The following is a 14,643-nucleotide window of genomic DNA, read 5'->3' on the forward strand; positions in this document are numbered from 1 at the left end:
CGCGTCGGCGCGGCCGTTTCGGTGCGGGTGGCGGCAGGTCGCTGGGAGTCCGGATGTCGGAACGTCCGAGACAGGATTCCGCAGGCCGGACCGATGCGGCATCGGACGGGACTCGACGGCATGGTTGTGGTGGTCATGCCTGCCGTGGCTTGAGATCTTCGGCGAACTCATCGAGCGCGGCCCCGAGCGCGGCGAAATCGACATCCGCCGATGGGGCGATGTGCACGGTCGCGACGACCGCGCCGCCGCGTTCCCTGCCAGGTGAGACGTACGCGTTCAACTCGAGATTGCCCGTCGAGGAACGCGCAGGCGCTCGTCGTCCCATGTCGTGCCCGCAATCGTCGGGAGCCCGCGTTCCCCTCTCGCTCGAGGCCCATTCCCTCAGCGCATCCTCGTCGGGAGACGACTCGGGGAACTCGTCGAGCGTGCGGCGAAGGTCTTCACGGGGCACGGCCAGAAGCACGGGCTCCGCACTGCCACCGTCCCACAGCGGCAGCCGGCTCCCTGCCCGTGGTGTGTACGGCAGCACATGGGCGCCGAGTCTGACGGCGATGCAGACGTTGTGCGCGCCGATGAGGGACTGCAGCGTGACGGTGTGCTCGTGCAGCACGCTCGAGCGCTCCCAACCGATCCCGAAGCGCCGCACCGTCGCGATGTCGTCGACGAACCCCGAGGCGATCTCCGTGAAGGCGCTGCCCAGGATGAGGTCGTCGCCGCTGCGGGCCAGCATGCGCTCGTCGAGGAGCGTTCCGATCAGGTCGCTGGCGCTGCTCTTGGCCAGTCCGGCAGCGCGCGCGAGATCGGCCGGCCGCGCGCGGCGCTCGAAGGCCAGCGCGTCGAGGACTCCCAGCGCGCGCCGTACGGCCGGTGCGCGGCCGCCGCCCTGGTCTGATGTCATCCCCATCGCTCGTACCCCTCCGCGTTGTCGGCGTCGATGATCCGGACCGGAATCAGATGTGCTCGCTGCGCGAGTGAGCGGCCTCTGGCCAGTTCGCGCCCGATCGTGATCGCGGCCGTGATGAGCCGTGCGGGATCCTGCGCGACGGAAGCGATGAGCGGACCGCCGGAGACGATGTCGTCCACCGCGTCGGAACGACCGTCGACGCTCACGATCGGAATCGCCGCCTCCGTGTCACGCTGCGCGGCGGCCGCCCCCATCGCTATCGGATCGCATACGGCGAAGACCGCGTCGACATCAGGCACATCCGCGAGAACGCGCGCCATCATCCGCTGCCCTGCCGCCGAGGTGTCGTGCTCCTCCTGGCAGTACGCGGCGATCTCGATGCCGCCGCTGTCTCTGATCGCCTCTCGGAACCCGGCGACGCGGTCGATGTTCGCGTTCTTGCGCAGCCCGTCGAGGATCGCGACCCTTCCGCGTCCCCGCAGCACCTCGGCGACTCTGCGCCCTGCGAGCAGCCCGGCCTGGGTGTTGTCGCTGGTCACGCTCATGTCGACGCCGTCGAGGCGGGAGCCGATCGCGATCACCGGCACACCCGCGCGGCGCGCATGGTCGAGTTCCTCGGTGTGGGTCCCTGCGTCGACCGAGTCGATGATGATGATGTCGGCGCCGTCGTCGATCAGCTCGTGCCACTGGTCGCGCTGGGTCCGAGGGCTCTCCTGGGCGTCGCGCACAAGGAGCTGACCGCCTGCCGCGCTCATCTCTCGCGTCGCGGCGCGCAGCATCGCCGTATAGAAGCTGTTCGCTCGCGAGACGATGAGGAGTCCGACGCCGAGGGGCCTGCCCAGCATGGCGGTCGACGCCGCTGCGAGCTCGAGCACGTGCGAGCCCAGCCAGAATCGCCCGTCGGCAAGGCGTACGAGCATCCGGTCGTCCGCGAGCGCATCGCAGATCCCGAGCACGCTGGTGCGCGGGAGCGAGAGCGCCTTGGCCATAGCCGAAGCAGTCGACGGTCGGCCGGTGCTGGCGAGATAGCGCAGCAGAGCGACCGCACGTGCCGCGGCAGGGACTCGACCAGGCTGCAGCATCACACTCTCGCATCGTCGTTGACACCGGATGCGCCCAACCATACACTTTGTGACCACGAGCCGTGCATGAGTTCGAAATTTGGAACACATCTCGTCTCGACCCGAGCATCAGCAGTGTTGCGATCACTCGTCAGGAGATTTCGATGAAGACTTCCCGTGCACTCATGACCGTCGCAGGCCTTGCCGCCGGCGGCCTGCTTCTCGCCGGTTGCGGTGGCGACGGCGGAGATGGAGGCGGCGGTGGCGACGACGCCGTCACCGTCGCATTCGTTCCCAAGCTCCAGGGCTCGCCCTACTTCGAGGCGATGAACACCGGAGCCGAGCAGGCGGTCGAGGACATCGACGGTCTCGAGTGGATCTACCAGGGTCCGACCGATGCCAGCGCCACAGCGCAGGCCGACGTCGTCCGCTCGATGATCCAGCAGCAGGTGGATGTGCTGATCGTCGCCCCGAACGATCCGGATTCGCTCGCCCCGCTGATGCAGGAGGCCGCCGACAACGGCATCAAGGTCGCCACCAGTGACACGGATGCGCCGGACTCGGTCCGCGAGCTGTTCGTCAGCCAGGCGACCGCCGAGGGAATCGGCACCACCACCATGGACACGCTCGCAGAGGCCATGGGAGAGGAGGGCGAGTACGCGATCGTCTCCTGCGGTGAGACCGCGGAGAACCTGAACTCGTGGATCGAGGTCGAGCAGGCGCACCAGGAGGAGGCCTATCCCGACATGGAGCTCGTCGAGGTCGGGTACTCGGGCGAGGACTCGGCGGCGAACGCTCAGATGGCGACCGACTTCATGAACGCCTACCCCGATCTGAAGGGCCTGATCGGGCAGTGCACCACCTCGGCCGTCGGCGTCGCACAGGCCGTGCGCGATGCCGGTCGCGTCGGCGAGGTCTTCAGCGTCGGGGTCGGCACCCCGGCATCGATGGTTCCGTACCTGGAAGAGGGCTCCTCATCCGGATCGATCCTCTGGGACGTCGAGCAGTTCGGCTACCTCACCGCATGGGCCGGTCTGCAGCTGGGCCAGGGCAACGAGCTCGCCGAGACCAACGCCGTCAACGACGCCATCACCGCCGCCGAGTACTCCGCCGACGACAGCACGCTGCTTCTCGGGCCGCCGACCGTGTTCGACGCCGAGAACGCCGGCGAATACGACTACTGATCGATCCGAGCCGGAGGGCCATCGTGACAGACGTCATCCCTCGAGTCAGGCTCACCGGGATATCCAAGCGCTTCGGGGCCGTGCGTGCCATCAGGCACGCCGACCTCGAGGTGCTCCCCGGGAGCGTGCACGCCCTCGTCGGCGAGAACGGCGCGGGCAAGTCGACCCTGATCAAGATCCTCGCCGGTGCGGAGTCCTCCGACTCGGGTGAGATCGCGATCGATGAGCGGGTCGTCTCCTTCGCTTCGACCACCGACGCGATCGCCGCCGGGATCGCCACCGTCTACCAGGAACCGCAGCTGTTCGGCGAGCTCACGGTCGCGGAGAACATCTTCATCGGCAGGGAGCGGCGCCATCGCGGCGTCGTCGACTGGAAGAAGCAGCACGGCGAGGTCTCGGAGCTGCTCGAGCTGATGGGGCTGCCGGAGAGGTACGCGACGGTTCCGATCGACGAGCTGTCGATCGCCACGAAGCAGCAGGTCGCGATCGCCAAGGCACTCGCGCAGGACGCGTCGGTGCTCATCCTCGACGAGCCGAGTGCGATCCTGACCGACGCCGAGATCGACGTGCTGTTCGGCGTCGTGCGCAGGCTCCAGGAGCGCGGCGTCGCGATCATCTACATCTCGCACCGGCTGGACGAGCTGTTCCGGATCGCCGACACCGTGACCGTGATGCGCGACGGCGAGACGACGGGAACGCACGCGATCGCCGACATGACCGTCCGCTCGATCGCCGAGGAGATGGTCGGCGGTCTCGAGGTGGCGGAGAACCGGCGCCGTGACCTGACCGGCGCCGCGCCGGTGCTCGAGCTCGACGGCCTGACGCGCGGGAACGACTTCCGAGACGTGAACGTCCGCGTAGGTGAGGGGGAGGTCGTCGCGCTGTACGGGCTGGTCGGCTCCGGCTCGTCGGAGATCTCGGCTGCGCTGTGGGGGATGAAGAAGGCGACATCCGGTCGGATCCTGCTCGACGGCGGGCCCGTTGCGCCGCGCTCGCCGCGGCACGCGCAGAAGCTCGGCATCGGGCTGCTGCCAGCCGACCGCAAGGGCCAGGGCATGTTCTCGTTCCAGACGATCGCGTTCAACATCTCCGCAGGCCGCATCGGGAAGTTCGCACGGGGCGGGCTCTGGTTCGACGGGAAGAAAGCGCGCTCCGTCGCACGCGACATGATCTCGCGGCTGGCGATCAAGACGCGCAACGAGCGCTACCCGATCGCATCGCTGTCCGGCGGCAACGCGCAGAAGGTCGTGCTCGCCAGACAGCTCGTCGAGGTGCCGCGGGTGCTGGTGCTCGAAGAGCCGTCGCAGGGTGTGGACATCCGGGCCAAGGAGGAGATCCACACGATCATCGAGGAGCTCGCGGACCAGGGCGTCACCGTTCTGGTGGTGACGTCGGACCTGCCGGAGGCGCTGCGTATCGCGGATCGCGTCGTGGTGGTGCGCGCAGGAACGACGACCGCGGAGTTCGGGCCGGACGCCACGCAGGTCGACGTGCTGGCCGCTGCGGCGGGCGACGCCGCGCAGACCGAGGAGGTCGGATCATGACGGATCTGCTCACCCGCGACATTCCGGCGGCGGGAAAGCGTCGAACCCGCGTGCTGCCGCGCGCCCTCTCGACGCAGGAGATGGTGCTGATCGGCGTGCTGATCGTGCTGTGGATCCTGCTCGGGGCGTTCACACCCAACTTCCTGACCGCGCAGTCGATCCAGCCGCTGCTCGCCAGCGCCGCACCTATCGCGCTGATCGGCATCGGCATGACGGCCGTGATCGTCACGGCCGGGATCGACATCTCCGTCGCCGCCATGCTGATGGTGTGCGCCGTCGTGATGGCGAAGCTGATGGTCGACCTGTCGTGGCCGATGCCGCTGGCTCTGCTGGCCGGCATCCTGCTCGGCGGGCTGTGCGGGCTGTTCAACGGCATCCTGATCACGCTCGGACGCGTGCATCCGATCATCATCACGTTCGGCACGTCGAACATCTTCATGTTCCTCGGGTGGCGCATCTTCGACTCGAAGGTCGTCAACGGCATTCCGACCAGCGTCGGTGTGCTGGGCCGCGGGGCGGATGGGCGGTTCCTGGGCGTTCCGTACTCGTTCCTGATCGTGATCGTGCTGGCCGCACTTCTGTGGTGGTACATGAGGTACACCGCGGGCGGACGCCATTTCTACGCGATCGGCAATGATCAGAACGCGGCACGGCTGGTCGGCATCCGCGTGCAGAAGCGCACGATCATCCCGTACGTGCTGACGGGCCTCGGCGTCGGTCTCGCCGCCATGGTCGCCATGGCGAACGGCACGCAGACGCTGGCGCAGTCCGTCGGGCAGGGCATCGAACTGCAGGCGATCGCCGCGGTGGTGATCGGCGGCACGTCGATCGTCGGCGGTCGCGGCAGCGTGCTGGGCACTCTGCTCGGGGCGCTGCTCGTGCAGACCGTGACATCCGGGACCATCCAACTCGGGTGGGCGCCGCAGCTGGCGAACTTCTTCGTCGGCGTCGCGATCATCATCGCCGTCGGCGCCGACCTGCTGCAGCAGCGACTGACGAGGAAGGCATCATGAGCGAGCAGAACACCGCCGCACCGGCGCCGGACACCACTCTCGTCGTGCAGAGTCGCTCGGAGGAGACCCGGATGGCCGCGATCATCCGGACGCTGCTCACCCGTCGCGAGCTGATGCTCGTCGTCGCGCTGATCGTGCTGCTGATCGTGATGTTCTCGCTGTCGGCGGCCGGCGTCACGAACGGTCCATTCAACGGCCGGGCGATGGCGGGCAACCTGATCAACGTGGTGCCGCTGGCGATGCTGGCGCTCGCGGAGATGATCGTGATCCTCACCGGACGAGGCTCGATCGACCTGTCGGTGGGCTCGATCGTCTCGCTGGTGAGCATGGTCTTCGGCTTCATGTACGGCGTCTGGGGGATGCCGCTGTGGACCTCGATCATCGGAGCGGTCGTGGTCGGCGGGCTGCTCGGCGCCGTCAACGGCGCGCTGGTGGCGTTCCTCGGCTTCCCGCCCCTGATCGCCACGCTCGCGACCTACTACGCGTATTGGTCGCTGGCGATCGTGATCAACGACCAGCAGCCGATCAGCTCGCCGGAGATCCAGGAGCTGTACGACACGGCGCGTTCGATACCGATCTTCGGCAGCGGGTTCCCGAGCATTCCGGCAGGCGTGTTCCTGTTCCTGATCCCGACCGTGATCGTCGTCTGGTACCTCGTCAACCGCGCGCCGCTCGGCCGTCGGCTGTACGCGGTCGGCACCAACGACGTCGCGGCGAAGTGGGCGGGCATCGACCTGGTGCGCACGCGCTTCACGGCGTTCGTGCTCTCCGGGGCGATCTCGGGCCTGGTGGCAGTCGTGACGGTGGGGCAGTTCGCCTCGGCCAGACCGGATGCCGGAAATGCGGGCAGCGGCATGGCCCTGCCCGCCATCACCATCGCCGTTCTCGCCGGCGTCGCGATCACCGGAGGCATCGGCAAGGTGTCGGGTGTGGTCATCGCCGCGCTGCTGGTCACGTGGCTGAACGCCGGCATCCTGCTGCTGTTCCCCGGCAACCACGGCACGCAGTACCAGCTGCTCGCGCTCGGTGTGCTGCTGGTGGGGGCAGCGCTTCTGAACGGCTACACGAACCGCAGGTATCACATCATCGGATAGGGGTGGGGTGTGCGTGCTCGCACACCCCACCCGACACTCGAACGGAGCACCATGGCAGTTCTCGACTCGTTCTCGCTCGCTGGGAAGACCGCACTCGTCACCGGAGGGAATCGTGGGCTCGGCCTCGCGTTCGCGCGCGGTCTCGCCGAGGCCGGTGCGCGCGTCGTCATCGCCTCCCGGGACCACGACCGCAATCAGGCGGCCGTGCGGAAGCTCAGCGACGAGGGCATCACGGTCGACGCGATCGACGTCGACATCACCCAGCCGGGCGAGGCGGACCGGATGATCGACGAGGCGATCGCGAAGCTGGGCCGTCTCGACATCGTGCTGAACAACGCGGGGATCTCGATCCACCGGCCGGCGCTCGAGGTCACCGACGAGGAATGGGACACGGTCGTGAATCTCAACCTCACGGCGCTGTGGAAGGTGTCGATCGCCGCTGCGAAGGTGATGAAGGACGCCGGCGGCGGCAACATCATCAACACAGGTTCGATCAGCTCGCTGATCGTGAACCGGCCGCAGTGGCAGCCCGCGTACAACGCGTCGAAGGCCGCAGTGCACCAGCTCACCAAGTCGCTCGCCGCCGAATGGGCCGAGCACGGCATCCGGGTCAACGCCGTCGCCCCGGGCTACGTGAAGACCGAGATGGCGCCGGTGGACGAGCCGCAGTTCCGACAGCACTGGATCGAGGACGCGCCGATGAAGCGCTACGCGACTCCGGAGGAGATCGCCCCGACGATCGTCTACATGGCCTCGGACGCCTCGTCGTTCATGACGGGCTCGGTGGTCGTGATCGACGGCGGGTACACGCTGTACTGACGGGCGGCGCGGAATAGGGAGCGCGCTGCCGCGGTTGCGGGTTTCATGGCGCAGGTGATGACGACGACCGAGCAGACTCCGCTCGAGCGGATGCTTGCCGCGTTGGAATGGCGCGTGCTGGAGGGCCGTCGAACGTCGCTCGCTCCTGGGGAGCGGCTGCGGTTCCGCGCCGGGGTCGCCGCACTCGCCTTCGTCGCGCAGGGGCGTCTGATTCGGACGGCTGAGAGCGGATGCGGGGAGCTGCTCGCCGGCGCAGCCGTCGTGTCGATGGGGCGTGCGCCCGTCATGCTGTCGGCTGGCGAAGCCGCCGAAGTGATGTCGGTCGAGCTGGAGCTCACACCCGGCACGTCGTCGATGCTCGAGCGGGTTCCGAACATGCTCTCGGTCGCCCGTTTCGCGGAGGAGGAGCCGACGATGGCCGCGATCGCCCGTGATATCGGGAAGCCCGGCTGCGAGGAGCGGCACGGCACCATGGGCACGATCTGCGCGCTGATGGCGACGACGGTCGTGCTTGCGGCGATCCGGATGTGGGCGGAGGCCGGGTGCGTCCCAGAGGGCTGGCCCGCACGATCCGCCGACCCGTTCCTCTCCCGCGTGCTCGATGCGATCCATGACGATCCGGGTCGAGCCTGGTCGGTGGCGCAGCTCGCGGAGATCGGTGCGATGTCGCGCACGGTCTTCGCCGACCGCTTCCGCGCCGCAACGGGATGCACGCCCGCGGCGTACCTCGGCGCGGTGCGCATCGACACGGCCAAGTCGCTCCTCGCCGAGGGCGCCAGCGTCTCAGAGACGGCACGGAGGCTCGGCTTCGCCTCGGACGAGGGGTTCAGTCGGGCGTTTCGCCGCCGCACCGGCCTCCCGCCTTCGCAGTGGCGCTACCGCCGCGACCTGCCGGCGAGCGAGAACAGCACGCCGCCGACCGCGGTGCAGATCGCCGCGATCGCGTAGGTCCACACGATGCCGGCGGAGTCGACGATCAGGCCGCCGATCCCCGCTGCCAGCACGATCGCGAGCTGGAACCCGACGACGACGAGCGCCCCGCCCGGTTCGAGGGCGCCGGGCGCCTGACGCGCGATCCAGGCGTTCAGCACGATCAGCCAGCCTCCGAACGCCGTGCCCCAGACGACGACGGCAGTGCCGAAGACGGGCACGGAGCCAGCCGCGGCGAGGGTGATGGCGATCGCGACGGCCACGGTGAGCGGCACGGCCGCGCGGAGCACACCCAGGTGCCGGTCGACGATCGCTCCCACGATCAGGTTGCCTGCCAGACCGCCGATGCCGAAGAGCGCGAGCAGCGTGACGACGCCCGCCGCGTCTACCTCGACGCGCTCCAGGGCGATCCGGATGTAGGTGTATGCCGTCACGTGTCCGAAGACCGTGAGCACGTGCCCCGCGAGCCCCGTGGCGATGCCGGGGCGGCGCAGGGTTTCGACCAGCAGCGAGATGCGGGGAGCGCCCTCTGCGGGAACAGGCGGCAGGATCCAGCGCAGCGCGACCGCGACGGCCGCGGTGACGACAGCCGCGGCGACGAAGACCGTGCGCCAGTCGGCGACCGCGGCCAGCATCACGCCGAGCGGCACACCGGCGACGGTCGCGAGCGAGACGCCCGCCGTGGTGAACATCACAGCACGTCCGAGCCGCTCTGGGCCCGCGATGCGTGCGGCGACGGCGAGCGACATCCCCCAGAACCCGCTGAGCGCGGCGCCGAGGAAGAAGCGGGAGATCAGGATCATCCACAGCTCGGGCGCCGCGGCGACCACGAGGTTCGACACGGCAGCGGCCGCGGCGAGCAGGGTCAGCAGGGTGCGCCTGTCCATTCTCGGCACGATGAGCCCGATCGTCGGCGCGGCGATGAGCCCGACGAACGCCGTGACGGTGACCGTCTGACCCGCCTGACCCGGCGTCACACCGAGCTCAGTCGCCATCTCGGTCAGCAGTCCGTTCGGCAGGAACTCGGCGGTGACGAGCACGAAGCTCGTCATCGTCATCACGATGAGGGCCGCGTAGTCGAGGCGATCGCGGGTCGGGGAGTGCGTCGGTGTGGTCGCAGTGTCGGTCATGATCCCAGGCTCGTGCACGCGCGGAGCCCGCGCCCGACGCGTCGTCCGCACCGCCCGATCGATCGTCCGGATGCGGTTCAGCCGCCCGTGGAGCGTCTCACTACGAGCTCCGGTGGGAGAACGACCTGGCTGTGCTGGTGCGTTCGGTCGTGAGCGGAGTGCTCGATCAGCAGACGCGCGGCGATGCGCCCGAGCTCATCGATCGGCTGACGGATCGTCGTCATGGGCACGATCCAATCCTTGGCGACATCGATGTCGTCGTATCCGACGATCGCGATGTCCTCCGGAACACGCAGTCCGATGCCGGCGAACGCGCGATACGCGCCGAAGGCGAGCATGTCGTTGCCGCAGAAGACGGCCGTCGGCCGGTCGTGTTCGAGCAGTCGCTCGGCGGCCGCGTGACCATCGCGGATGCCGATGCCGGATGCGGAGATCTCGATGAGTGAGGCCGTCGGATCCATGCCGGTGTCGCGCAACTCGGCCCGTGCGCCGTCGACGCGATCGGCGAACTGCCGAAAGTGCGCCGGGCCGCCGATGAATGCCAGCTGCCGGTGTCCGCGTTCGACGAGGTGGCGCGCGGCGAGTCGCCCGCCCTGTCTGTTGTCGACCGACACGGAGCAGTGCGTGTCACCACCGTCGAAGTCGAGCAGCACGACGGGGAGCGAGCGCGGAAGCGCGCGATAGCGGGAGGCATCGATATCCGGCGTCGCCGGGGCGAGAAGGACGCCGCGCACGCCTTGCGCGGCGAGCATGCGCAGCAGTGCCGCCTCGCGTTCGAGGTCTCCGTCCGACGTGCTCAGCATGATCACATGACCCGATTCCCGTACGGCGCGCTCGATCGCGTGCGCCGCCTCCGTGTAGAACGGGCTCTCGACGTCGAGGACGACGAGGCCGATGACCTCGCTCGGTGCGCCGGTCAGCATCCGGGCCTGCTGGTTCGGAACGTAGCCGAGCGCGGCGATCGCGGCGTTCACGCGATCGCGCGTGTGGGTACGGACCCGCTCCGGATGGTTCAGCGTGTTCGACACCGTTCCGCTCGAAACTCCCGCGTGTGCCGCGACATCGCGGATGTGAACGGCTCCGACGTGCGAACTCGTGTGTGTCCCCATGGATCAACCCTGTCTCAATGGATGAGGCCGGATCCCTTGTGAACCGCGACCGCATTCGTTAAGTTTAAAGCGCTTTAGAAATTAAAGCGCTTTAAACCTGCATCACGCAACGGCGCGGGTGCCCCGACGTTCCGGGCACCGTGCCTCCGCAATCCACATCGATCTTGGAGGACACGATGGTGAAGCAACGACGCTTCCTGGCACCGGCGATCACAGCACTTGCGGTGATCGGGCTGGGGTTGGCCGCCTGCACCCCCGGTGGGCAGAGCAATGGCGGCGGGGACGAAGAACGCGAGGCCGGTGACGGCGACTACACGATCGCGATCGTCCCGAAGGACTCGACGAACCCGTGGTTCGTGCGAATGGAGGAGGGCGTTGAGCGATACGCCGACGAATCAGGCATGGACGTGTTCCAGCGCGGGCCGTCCGACACCGATGCGACCATGCAGGCGCAGGTGATCCAGGATCTCATCGCCCAGGATGTCGACGCGATCGGAGTGGTTCCCGTCGACCCTGCGGCGATCGAGAACGTGCTGAAGCAGGCGCTCGACGCCGGCATCGTCGTCGTCACCCACGAAGGCGCCAGCCAGCAGAACACGATGTACGACATCGAAGCGTTCAACAACGACGAATACGGGGCGTTCATCATGGACAACCTCGCCGCGGCCATGGGCGAGGAAGGCCTGTACACGACCATGGTCGGACACGTCACGAACGCCTCGCACAACGAGTGGGCGGACGGTGCGGTCGCGCGCCAGGAGGAGGCCTACCCTGACATGCAGCTTCTGGAGGAGACTCCTCGAGTCGAGTCTCAGGACGACGGCGAGGTCGCGTACCAGATGGCGAACCAGCTCCTGAAGGCGCACCCCGACCTCAAGGGCGTCGTGGGCACGTCGTCCTTCGACGCGCCAGGTGTGGCCAGAGCGATCGAGGAGAACGGGCTGATCGGCGAGGTCTTCGCCAGCGGCACTGGTATGCCGGCGGACAACAAGGAGATTCTCGAGAAGGGCATCGTCAAGTCGCTCACGCTCTGGGACCCGGCCGGTGCTGGGTACGCACTCGCCTCGCTCGCGACGAAGATCCTTGACGGAGAAGAGGTCGCGGACGGCATCGACCTGGGCGTCGAGGGCTACGAGGACATGCAGTTCGCCGAGGGCAGCGACACTGTGCTCGAGGGAAACGGATGGATCGAGATCAACGCCGACAACGTCGAAGACTTCGGCTTCTGACCTTCACGGGCGGCCGGTGAACAGCAGCACCGGCCGCCTCCGACCCTTCCTGAAGGGAATGCTCACCGTGGACAACATCATCGCTCTGCGCAACATCCGCAAGGCCTTCTCTGGGGTGCAGGCCCTCGACGACATCACGCTCGAGATCGCGCCGGGCGAGGTGCACTGCCTCGCTGGAGAGAACGGAAGCGGGAAATCGACACTCATCAAAGTGCTGTCGGGAGTGCACGCGCCCGACAGCGGTGAGATCGTGCTCGGGGATCACTCTTTCCGTTCGCTCACACCGGGAGAAGCGATCTCCCAGGGCGTGCAGGTGATCTACCAGGACTTCTCCGTCTTCCCGAACCTCACCGTGCTCGAGAACCTCGCCTTCACCTCCGAGATCTCGGAGCGCCGGAAGTTCATCAGCTGGCGGCGCATGCGCCGCATCGCCGAAGAGGCGCTGAAGAAGATCGGCGTGGACATCGACCTGAGCGCACGCGTCGACTCGCTGTCCGTCGCTCAGAAACAGCTCGTCGCTATCGCCCGTGCCCTCATGAACGACGCACGACTGCTGGTCCTCGACGAACCGACCACCGCCCTCACCAAGCGGGAGGTCGACCGCCTGTTCGGGATCATCGGCGAGCTCACCTCGCGTGGAGTGGCGATTCTCTTCGTCAGCCACAAGCTGGATGAGGTCTTCGAGATCAGCCAGAGATTCACGATCATCCGCAACGGAAAGCACGTGATCACCTGCCTTCCGGAGGAGCTGGACAGGAAGAGCTTCTCCTCGTACATGACGGGCCGCGAGTTCGACCAGACTCCGTTCGAGCCAGCAGATGTCGCCGATGCGCCGGTTCTCGAGCTCGAAGGGCTCGGCATCGCAGGCGCCTTCGAAGATGTGAGCCTCTCATTGCATCCCGGCGAGATCCTCGGGATCACGGGGCTGCTCGGTTCGGGCAGGACCGAGCTCGCCCTTTCGATGTTCGGGGTGCTGCGGCACGACACGGGTCGGATCCTGCTCGACGGGCGTCCGGTCGCATTGAGGAGCGTGCGCGACGCGATCGCGCACGACATCGCCTACGTTCCCGAGGACCGGCTCACGGAGGGACTCGCGCTGGAACGGTCGATCGGCAAGAACATCACCATCCCGGTGATCGATCGCTTCGTCTCGCGCCTCGGCCTGCTCAGCGGGAAGCGCCTCGGCGCGGAGGCGGAGCGATGGGTCGATCGTCTGCGGATCGCCACTCCGTCGCCGGACAATGCCGTCAGCACGCTCTCGGGCGGAAACCAGCAGCGGGTCGTCCTGGCGAAGTGGCTGGCGACAGATCCGCGCATCCTGATCCTCAACGGGCCGACCGTGGGTGTCGACATCGGATCCAAGCACGACATTCATCAGGTGCTGCGGGGCCTCGCCGCGGACGGCCTCGCCGTGGTGATCATCTCGGATGACATACCGGAGGTGCTCGAGAACTGCAGTCGGGTGCTCGTGATGAGGGCAGGCCGGATAACCCACCACGTCGAGCCTCGTGAGACCAGCGAACAGGAGCTGTCCGAATACATGTCGGAGGACATCGTCGAGGAGGTGAGCCGATGAACGTGCGCGTCGCGGCACGGAAGGTCGTGCGTCAGAACGAGTTCTACATCCTGCTCGTCATCGTCGCGCTCTCGATGGCGATCCAGATGCGAAGCGGCCTGTTCTTCACAGCCAACAACCTCGTCGATCTTGCGGGGGCGATGGTCGTTCCCGGAATCTTCGCCGTCGGCACGTTCATGGTCCTGGTGTCGGGCGGAATCGACGTCTCGTTCCCTGCGCTGGCCTCGCTCGCCGTCTACGCGACGACGCGCATCCTCGTCGACGCCGGCTGGCAGGGCGGTCTCTGGCTTCCCCTGCTTCTCGTCGTCGGCATCGCGGCTGTGCTCGGCGCGTTCAACGGACTGTTCACGGCGTCCATCGCGATTCCCGTGCTGATCATCACCCTCGGCACGGCGAACGTGTTCACGGGGTTCATGCAGGGTGCGCTGTCGTCCGTGCAGATCCCCAACATCCCGCAGGCCATGGCGGAGTTCGGCCGTGCGTCGCTGTTCGTGACCGAGAATCCGCAGACGGGGCATCTCGCGCGCCTGCCCGTGGCGTTCCTCCTGCTCGTGCTGATCGTGGCGCTCGCCTTCGTCGTGATGCGATTCACGACCTTCGGCCGATCGATCTATGCCATCGGCGGCGATGAGAGCTCCGCTGCGCGCGCCGGTGTCAATGTGCGGCGGACGAAGTTCCTGCTCTACGTCATCGCGGGCGTGCTGGCGGGAATCGCCGGTCTCGTACGCACCAGCATGATGGGCCAGATGCACCCGACGAACCTGCTCGGCATGGAACTCATGGTCATCGCGGCCGTGGTGCTCGGCGGAGCGGCCATCACCGGAGGGCGAGGCACGCTGACGGGGGCGATGCTCGGCACGCTGCTCATCGTGATCGTGCAGAACAGCATGATCCTGCTCGGCATCCCGACGATCTGGCAGAGCATCGCGCTCGGTGTTCTGATCCTCGTCGGAACAGGGATCTCGGCCGTGCAGATCACCAGATCCCGTCGAGGACAAGGGGCGTTGCTGTCATGATCGCGAACACTCAAATGTCAGCCGATCGCGAGGA

The 14,643-nt window shown here is 67.5% G+C and carries 13 protein-coding genes; 9 read left to right on the top strand and 4 right to left on the bottom strand.

Translation table 11 applies throughout. The annotated features are described in order from the left end of the window. Window positions 1-133: 133 nt before the first annotated feature. Entirely contained in the window at window positions 134-898 is a 765-nt protein-coding gene (locus DZG09_RS04480; RefSeq protein ID WP_162893148.1) for a helix-turn-helix domain-containing protein, read from the bottom strand. Next, the gene (locus DZG09_RS04485; protein ID WP_240423844.1) at window positions 895-1,986 is read right to left on the bottom strand and encodes a substrate-binding domain-containing protein; all 1,092 of its coding nucleotides are present in this window, start codon (window positions 1,984-1,986) and stop codon (window positions 895-897) included. Before DZG09_RS04485 ends, DZG09_RS04480 begins: the two co-directional genes overlap by 4 nt. A gap of 143 nt (window positions 1,987-2,129) precedes the next feature. Here DZG09_RS04485 and DZG09_RS04490 point away from each other — a divergent pair, with 143 nt between their 5' ends. Genes DZG09_RS04490 through DZG09_RS04515 form a run of 6 tightly spaced genes read left to right on the top strand, consistent with a single transcriptional unit; the run spans window position 2,130 to window position 8,567 of the window. After that, the gene (locus DZG09_RS04490; protein ID WP_119696476.1) at window positions 2,130-3,149 is read left to right on the top strand and encodes an autoinducer 2 ABC transporter substrate-binding protein; all 1,020 of its coding nucleotides are present in this window, start codon (window positions 2,130-2,132) and stop codon (window positions 3,147-3,149) included. Between the two features lie 23 nt (window positions 3,150-3,172). Next, window positions 3,173-4,693, top strand: a complete 1,521-nt coding sequence (locus tag DZG09_RS04495; RefSeq protein ID WP_119696477.1) for a sugar ABC transporter ATP-binding protein — start codon at window positions 3,173-3,175, stop codon at window positions 4,691-4,693. Next, the gene (locus tag DZG09_RS04500) at window positions 4,690-5,706 is read left to right on the top strand and encodes an ABC transporter permease (protein WP_119696478.1); all 1,017 of its coding nucleotides are present in this window, start codon (window positions 4,690-4,692) and stop codon (window positions 5,704-5,706) included. The genes DZG09_RS04495 and DZG09_RS04500 overlap by 4 nt, the downstream gene beginning before the upstream one ends. Then, window positions 5,703-6,800, top strand: coding sequence for an ABC transporter permease (locus DZG09_RS04505; RefSeq protein ID WP_205529057.1), 1,098 nt, complete (start codon window positions 5,703-5,705; stop codon window positions 6,798-6,800). Before DZG09_RS04500 ends, DZG09_RS04505 begins: the two co-directional genes overlap by 4 nt. Before the next feature lie 51 nt (window positions 6,801-6,851). Continuing rightward, window positions 6,852-7,619 (top strand): SDR family NAD(P)-dependent oxidoreductase, encoded by a 768-nt coding sequence (locus tag DZG09_RS04510; protein ID WP_119696479.1) that lies wholly within the window; start codon window positions 6,852-6,854, stop codon window positions 7,617-7,619. 57 nt (window positions 7,620-7,676) lie between these two features. Next, window positions 7,677-8,567: a helix-turn-helix domain-containing protein gene (locus tag DZG09_RS04515; RefSeq protein WP_162893150.1), complete on the top strand. Its 891-nt coding sequence runs from the start codon at window positions 7,677-7,679 to the stop codon at window positions 8,565-8,567. Here DZG09_RS04515 and DZG09_RS04520 read toward each other — a convergent pair. Both DZG09_RS04520 and DZG09_RS04525 read right to left on the bottom strand, forming a co-directional pair. Beyond that, window positions 8,495-9,679: an MFS transporter gene (locus DZG09_RS04520; RefSeq protein WP_119696481.1), complete on the bottom strand. Its 1,185-nt coding sequence runs from the start codon at window positions 9,677-9,679 to the stop codon at window positions 8,495-8,497. The two genes, DZG09_RS04515 and DZG09_RS04520, sit on opposite strands and share 73 nt — an antisense overlap. A 77-nt stretch (window positions 9,680-9,756) precedes the next feature. Continuing rightward, on the bottom strand, window positions 9,757-10,788 hold the full coding sequence (locus tag DZG09_RS04525) for a LacI family DNA-binding transcriptional regulator (protein WP_119696482.1): 1,032 nt from the start codon (window positions 10,786-10,788) through the stop codon (window positions 9,757-9,759). Window positions 10,789-10,964: 176 nt separating this feature from the next. Here DZG09_RS04525 and DZG09_RS04530 point away from each other — a divergent pair, with 176 nt between their 5' ends. From DZG09_RS04530 to DZG09_RS04540, 3 genes are all read left to right on the top strand, one after another. Further along, complete coding sequence (locus tag DZG09_RS04530) at window positions 10,965-12,017, top strand: autoinducer 2 ABC transporter substrate-binding protein (protein WP_119696483.1); 1,053 nt, start codon at window positions 10,965-10,967, stop codon at window positions 12,015-12,017. Between the two features lie 67 nt (window positions 12,018-12,084). Beyond that, complete coding sequence (locus DZG09_RS04535) at window positions 12,085-13,593, top strand: sugar ABC transporter ATP-binding protein (RefSeq protein WP_205529058.1); 1,509 nt, start codon at window positions 12,085-12,087, stop codon at window positions 13,591-13,593. Next, the gene (locus tag DZG09_RS04540) at window positions 13,590-14,609 is read left to right on the top strand and encodes an ABC transporter permease (RefSeq protein WP_119696484.1); all 1,020 of its coding nucleotides are present in this window, start codon (window positions 13,590-13,592) and stop codon (window positions 14,607-14,609) included. The genes DZG09_RS04535 and DZG09_RS04540 overlap by 4 nt, the downstream gene beginning before the upstream one ends. Window positions 14,610-14,643 lie beyond the last annotated feature (34 nt).

The organism is Microbacterium halotolerans, from assembly GCF_003569805.1.
Taxonomy (GTDB): domain Bacteria; phylum Actinomycetota; class Actinomycetes; order Actinomycetales; family Microbacteriaceae; genus Microbacterium; species Microbacterium halotolerans.

Excerpts from the sequence above, each read along its gene's own strand:
- DZG09_RS04520 (WP_119696481.1), bottom strand. The coding sequence starts at position 9,679 with ATGACCGACACTGCGACCACACCGACGCACTCCCCGACCCGCGATCGC.
- DZG09_RS04525 (WP_119696482.1), bottom strand. The coding sequence starts at position 10,788 with ATGGGGACACACACGAGTTCGCACGTCGGAGCCGTTCACATCCGCGAT.
- DZG09_RS04540 (WP_119696484.1), top strand. The coding sequence starts at position 13,590 with ATGAACGTGCGCGTCGCGGCACGGAAGGTCGTGCGTCAGAACGAGTTC.
- DZG09_RS04530 (WP_119696483.1), top strand. The coding sequence starts at position 10,965 with ATGGTGAAGCAACGACGCTTCCTGGCACCGGCGATCACAGCACTTGCG.
- DZG09_RS04485 (WP_240423844.1), bottom strand. The coding sequence starts at position 1,986 with ATGCTGCAGCCTGGTCGAGTCCCTGCCGCGGCACGTGCGGTCGCTCTG.
- DZG09_RS04490 (WP_119696476.1), top strand. The coding sequence starts at position 2,130 with ATGAAGACTTCCCGTGCACTCATGACCGTCGCAGGCCTTGCCGCCGGC.
- DZG09_RS04515 (WP_162893150.1), top strand. The coding sequence starts at position 7,677 with ATGACGACGACCGAGCAGACTCCGCTCGAGCGGATGCTTGCCGCGTTG.
- DZG09_RS04500 (WP_119696478.1), top strand. The coding sequence starts at position 4,690 with ATGACGGATCTGCTCACCCGCGACATTCCGGCGGCGGGAAAGCGTCGA.
- DZG09_RS04480 (WP_162893148.1), bottom strand. The coding sequence starts at position 898 with ATGACATCAGACCAGGGCGGCGGCCGCGCACCGGCCGTACGGCGCGCG.
- DZG09_RS04505 (WP_205529057.1), top strand. The coding sequence starts at position 5,703 with ATGAGCGAGCAGAACACCGCCGCACCGGCGCCGGACACCACTCTCGTC.
- DZG09_RS04510 (WP_119696479.1), top strand. The coding sequence starts at position 6,852 with ATGGCAGTTCTCGACTCGTTCTCGCTCGCTGGGAAGACCGCACTCGTC.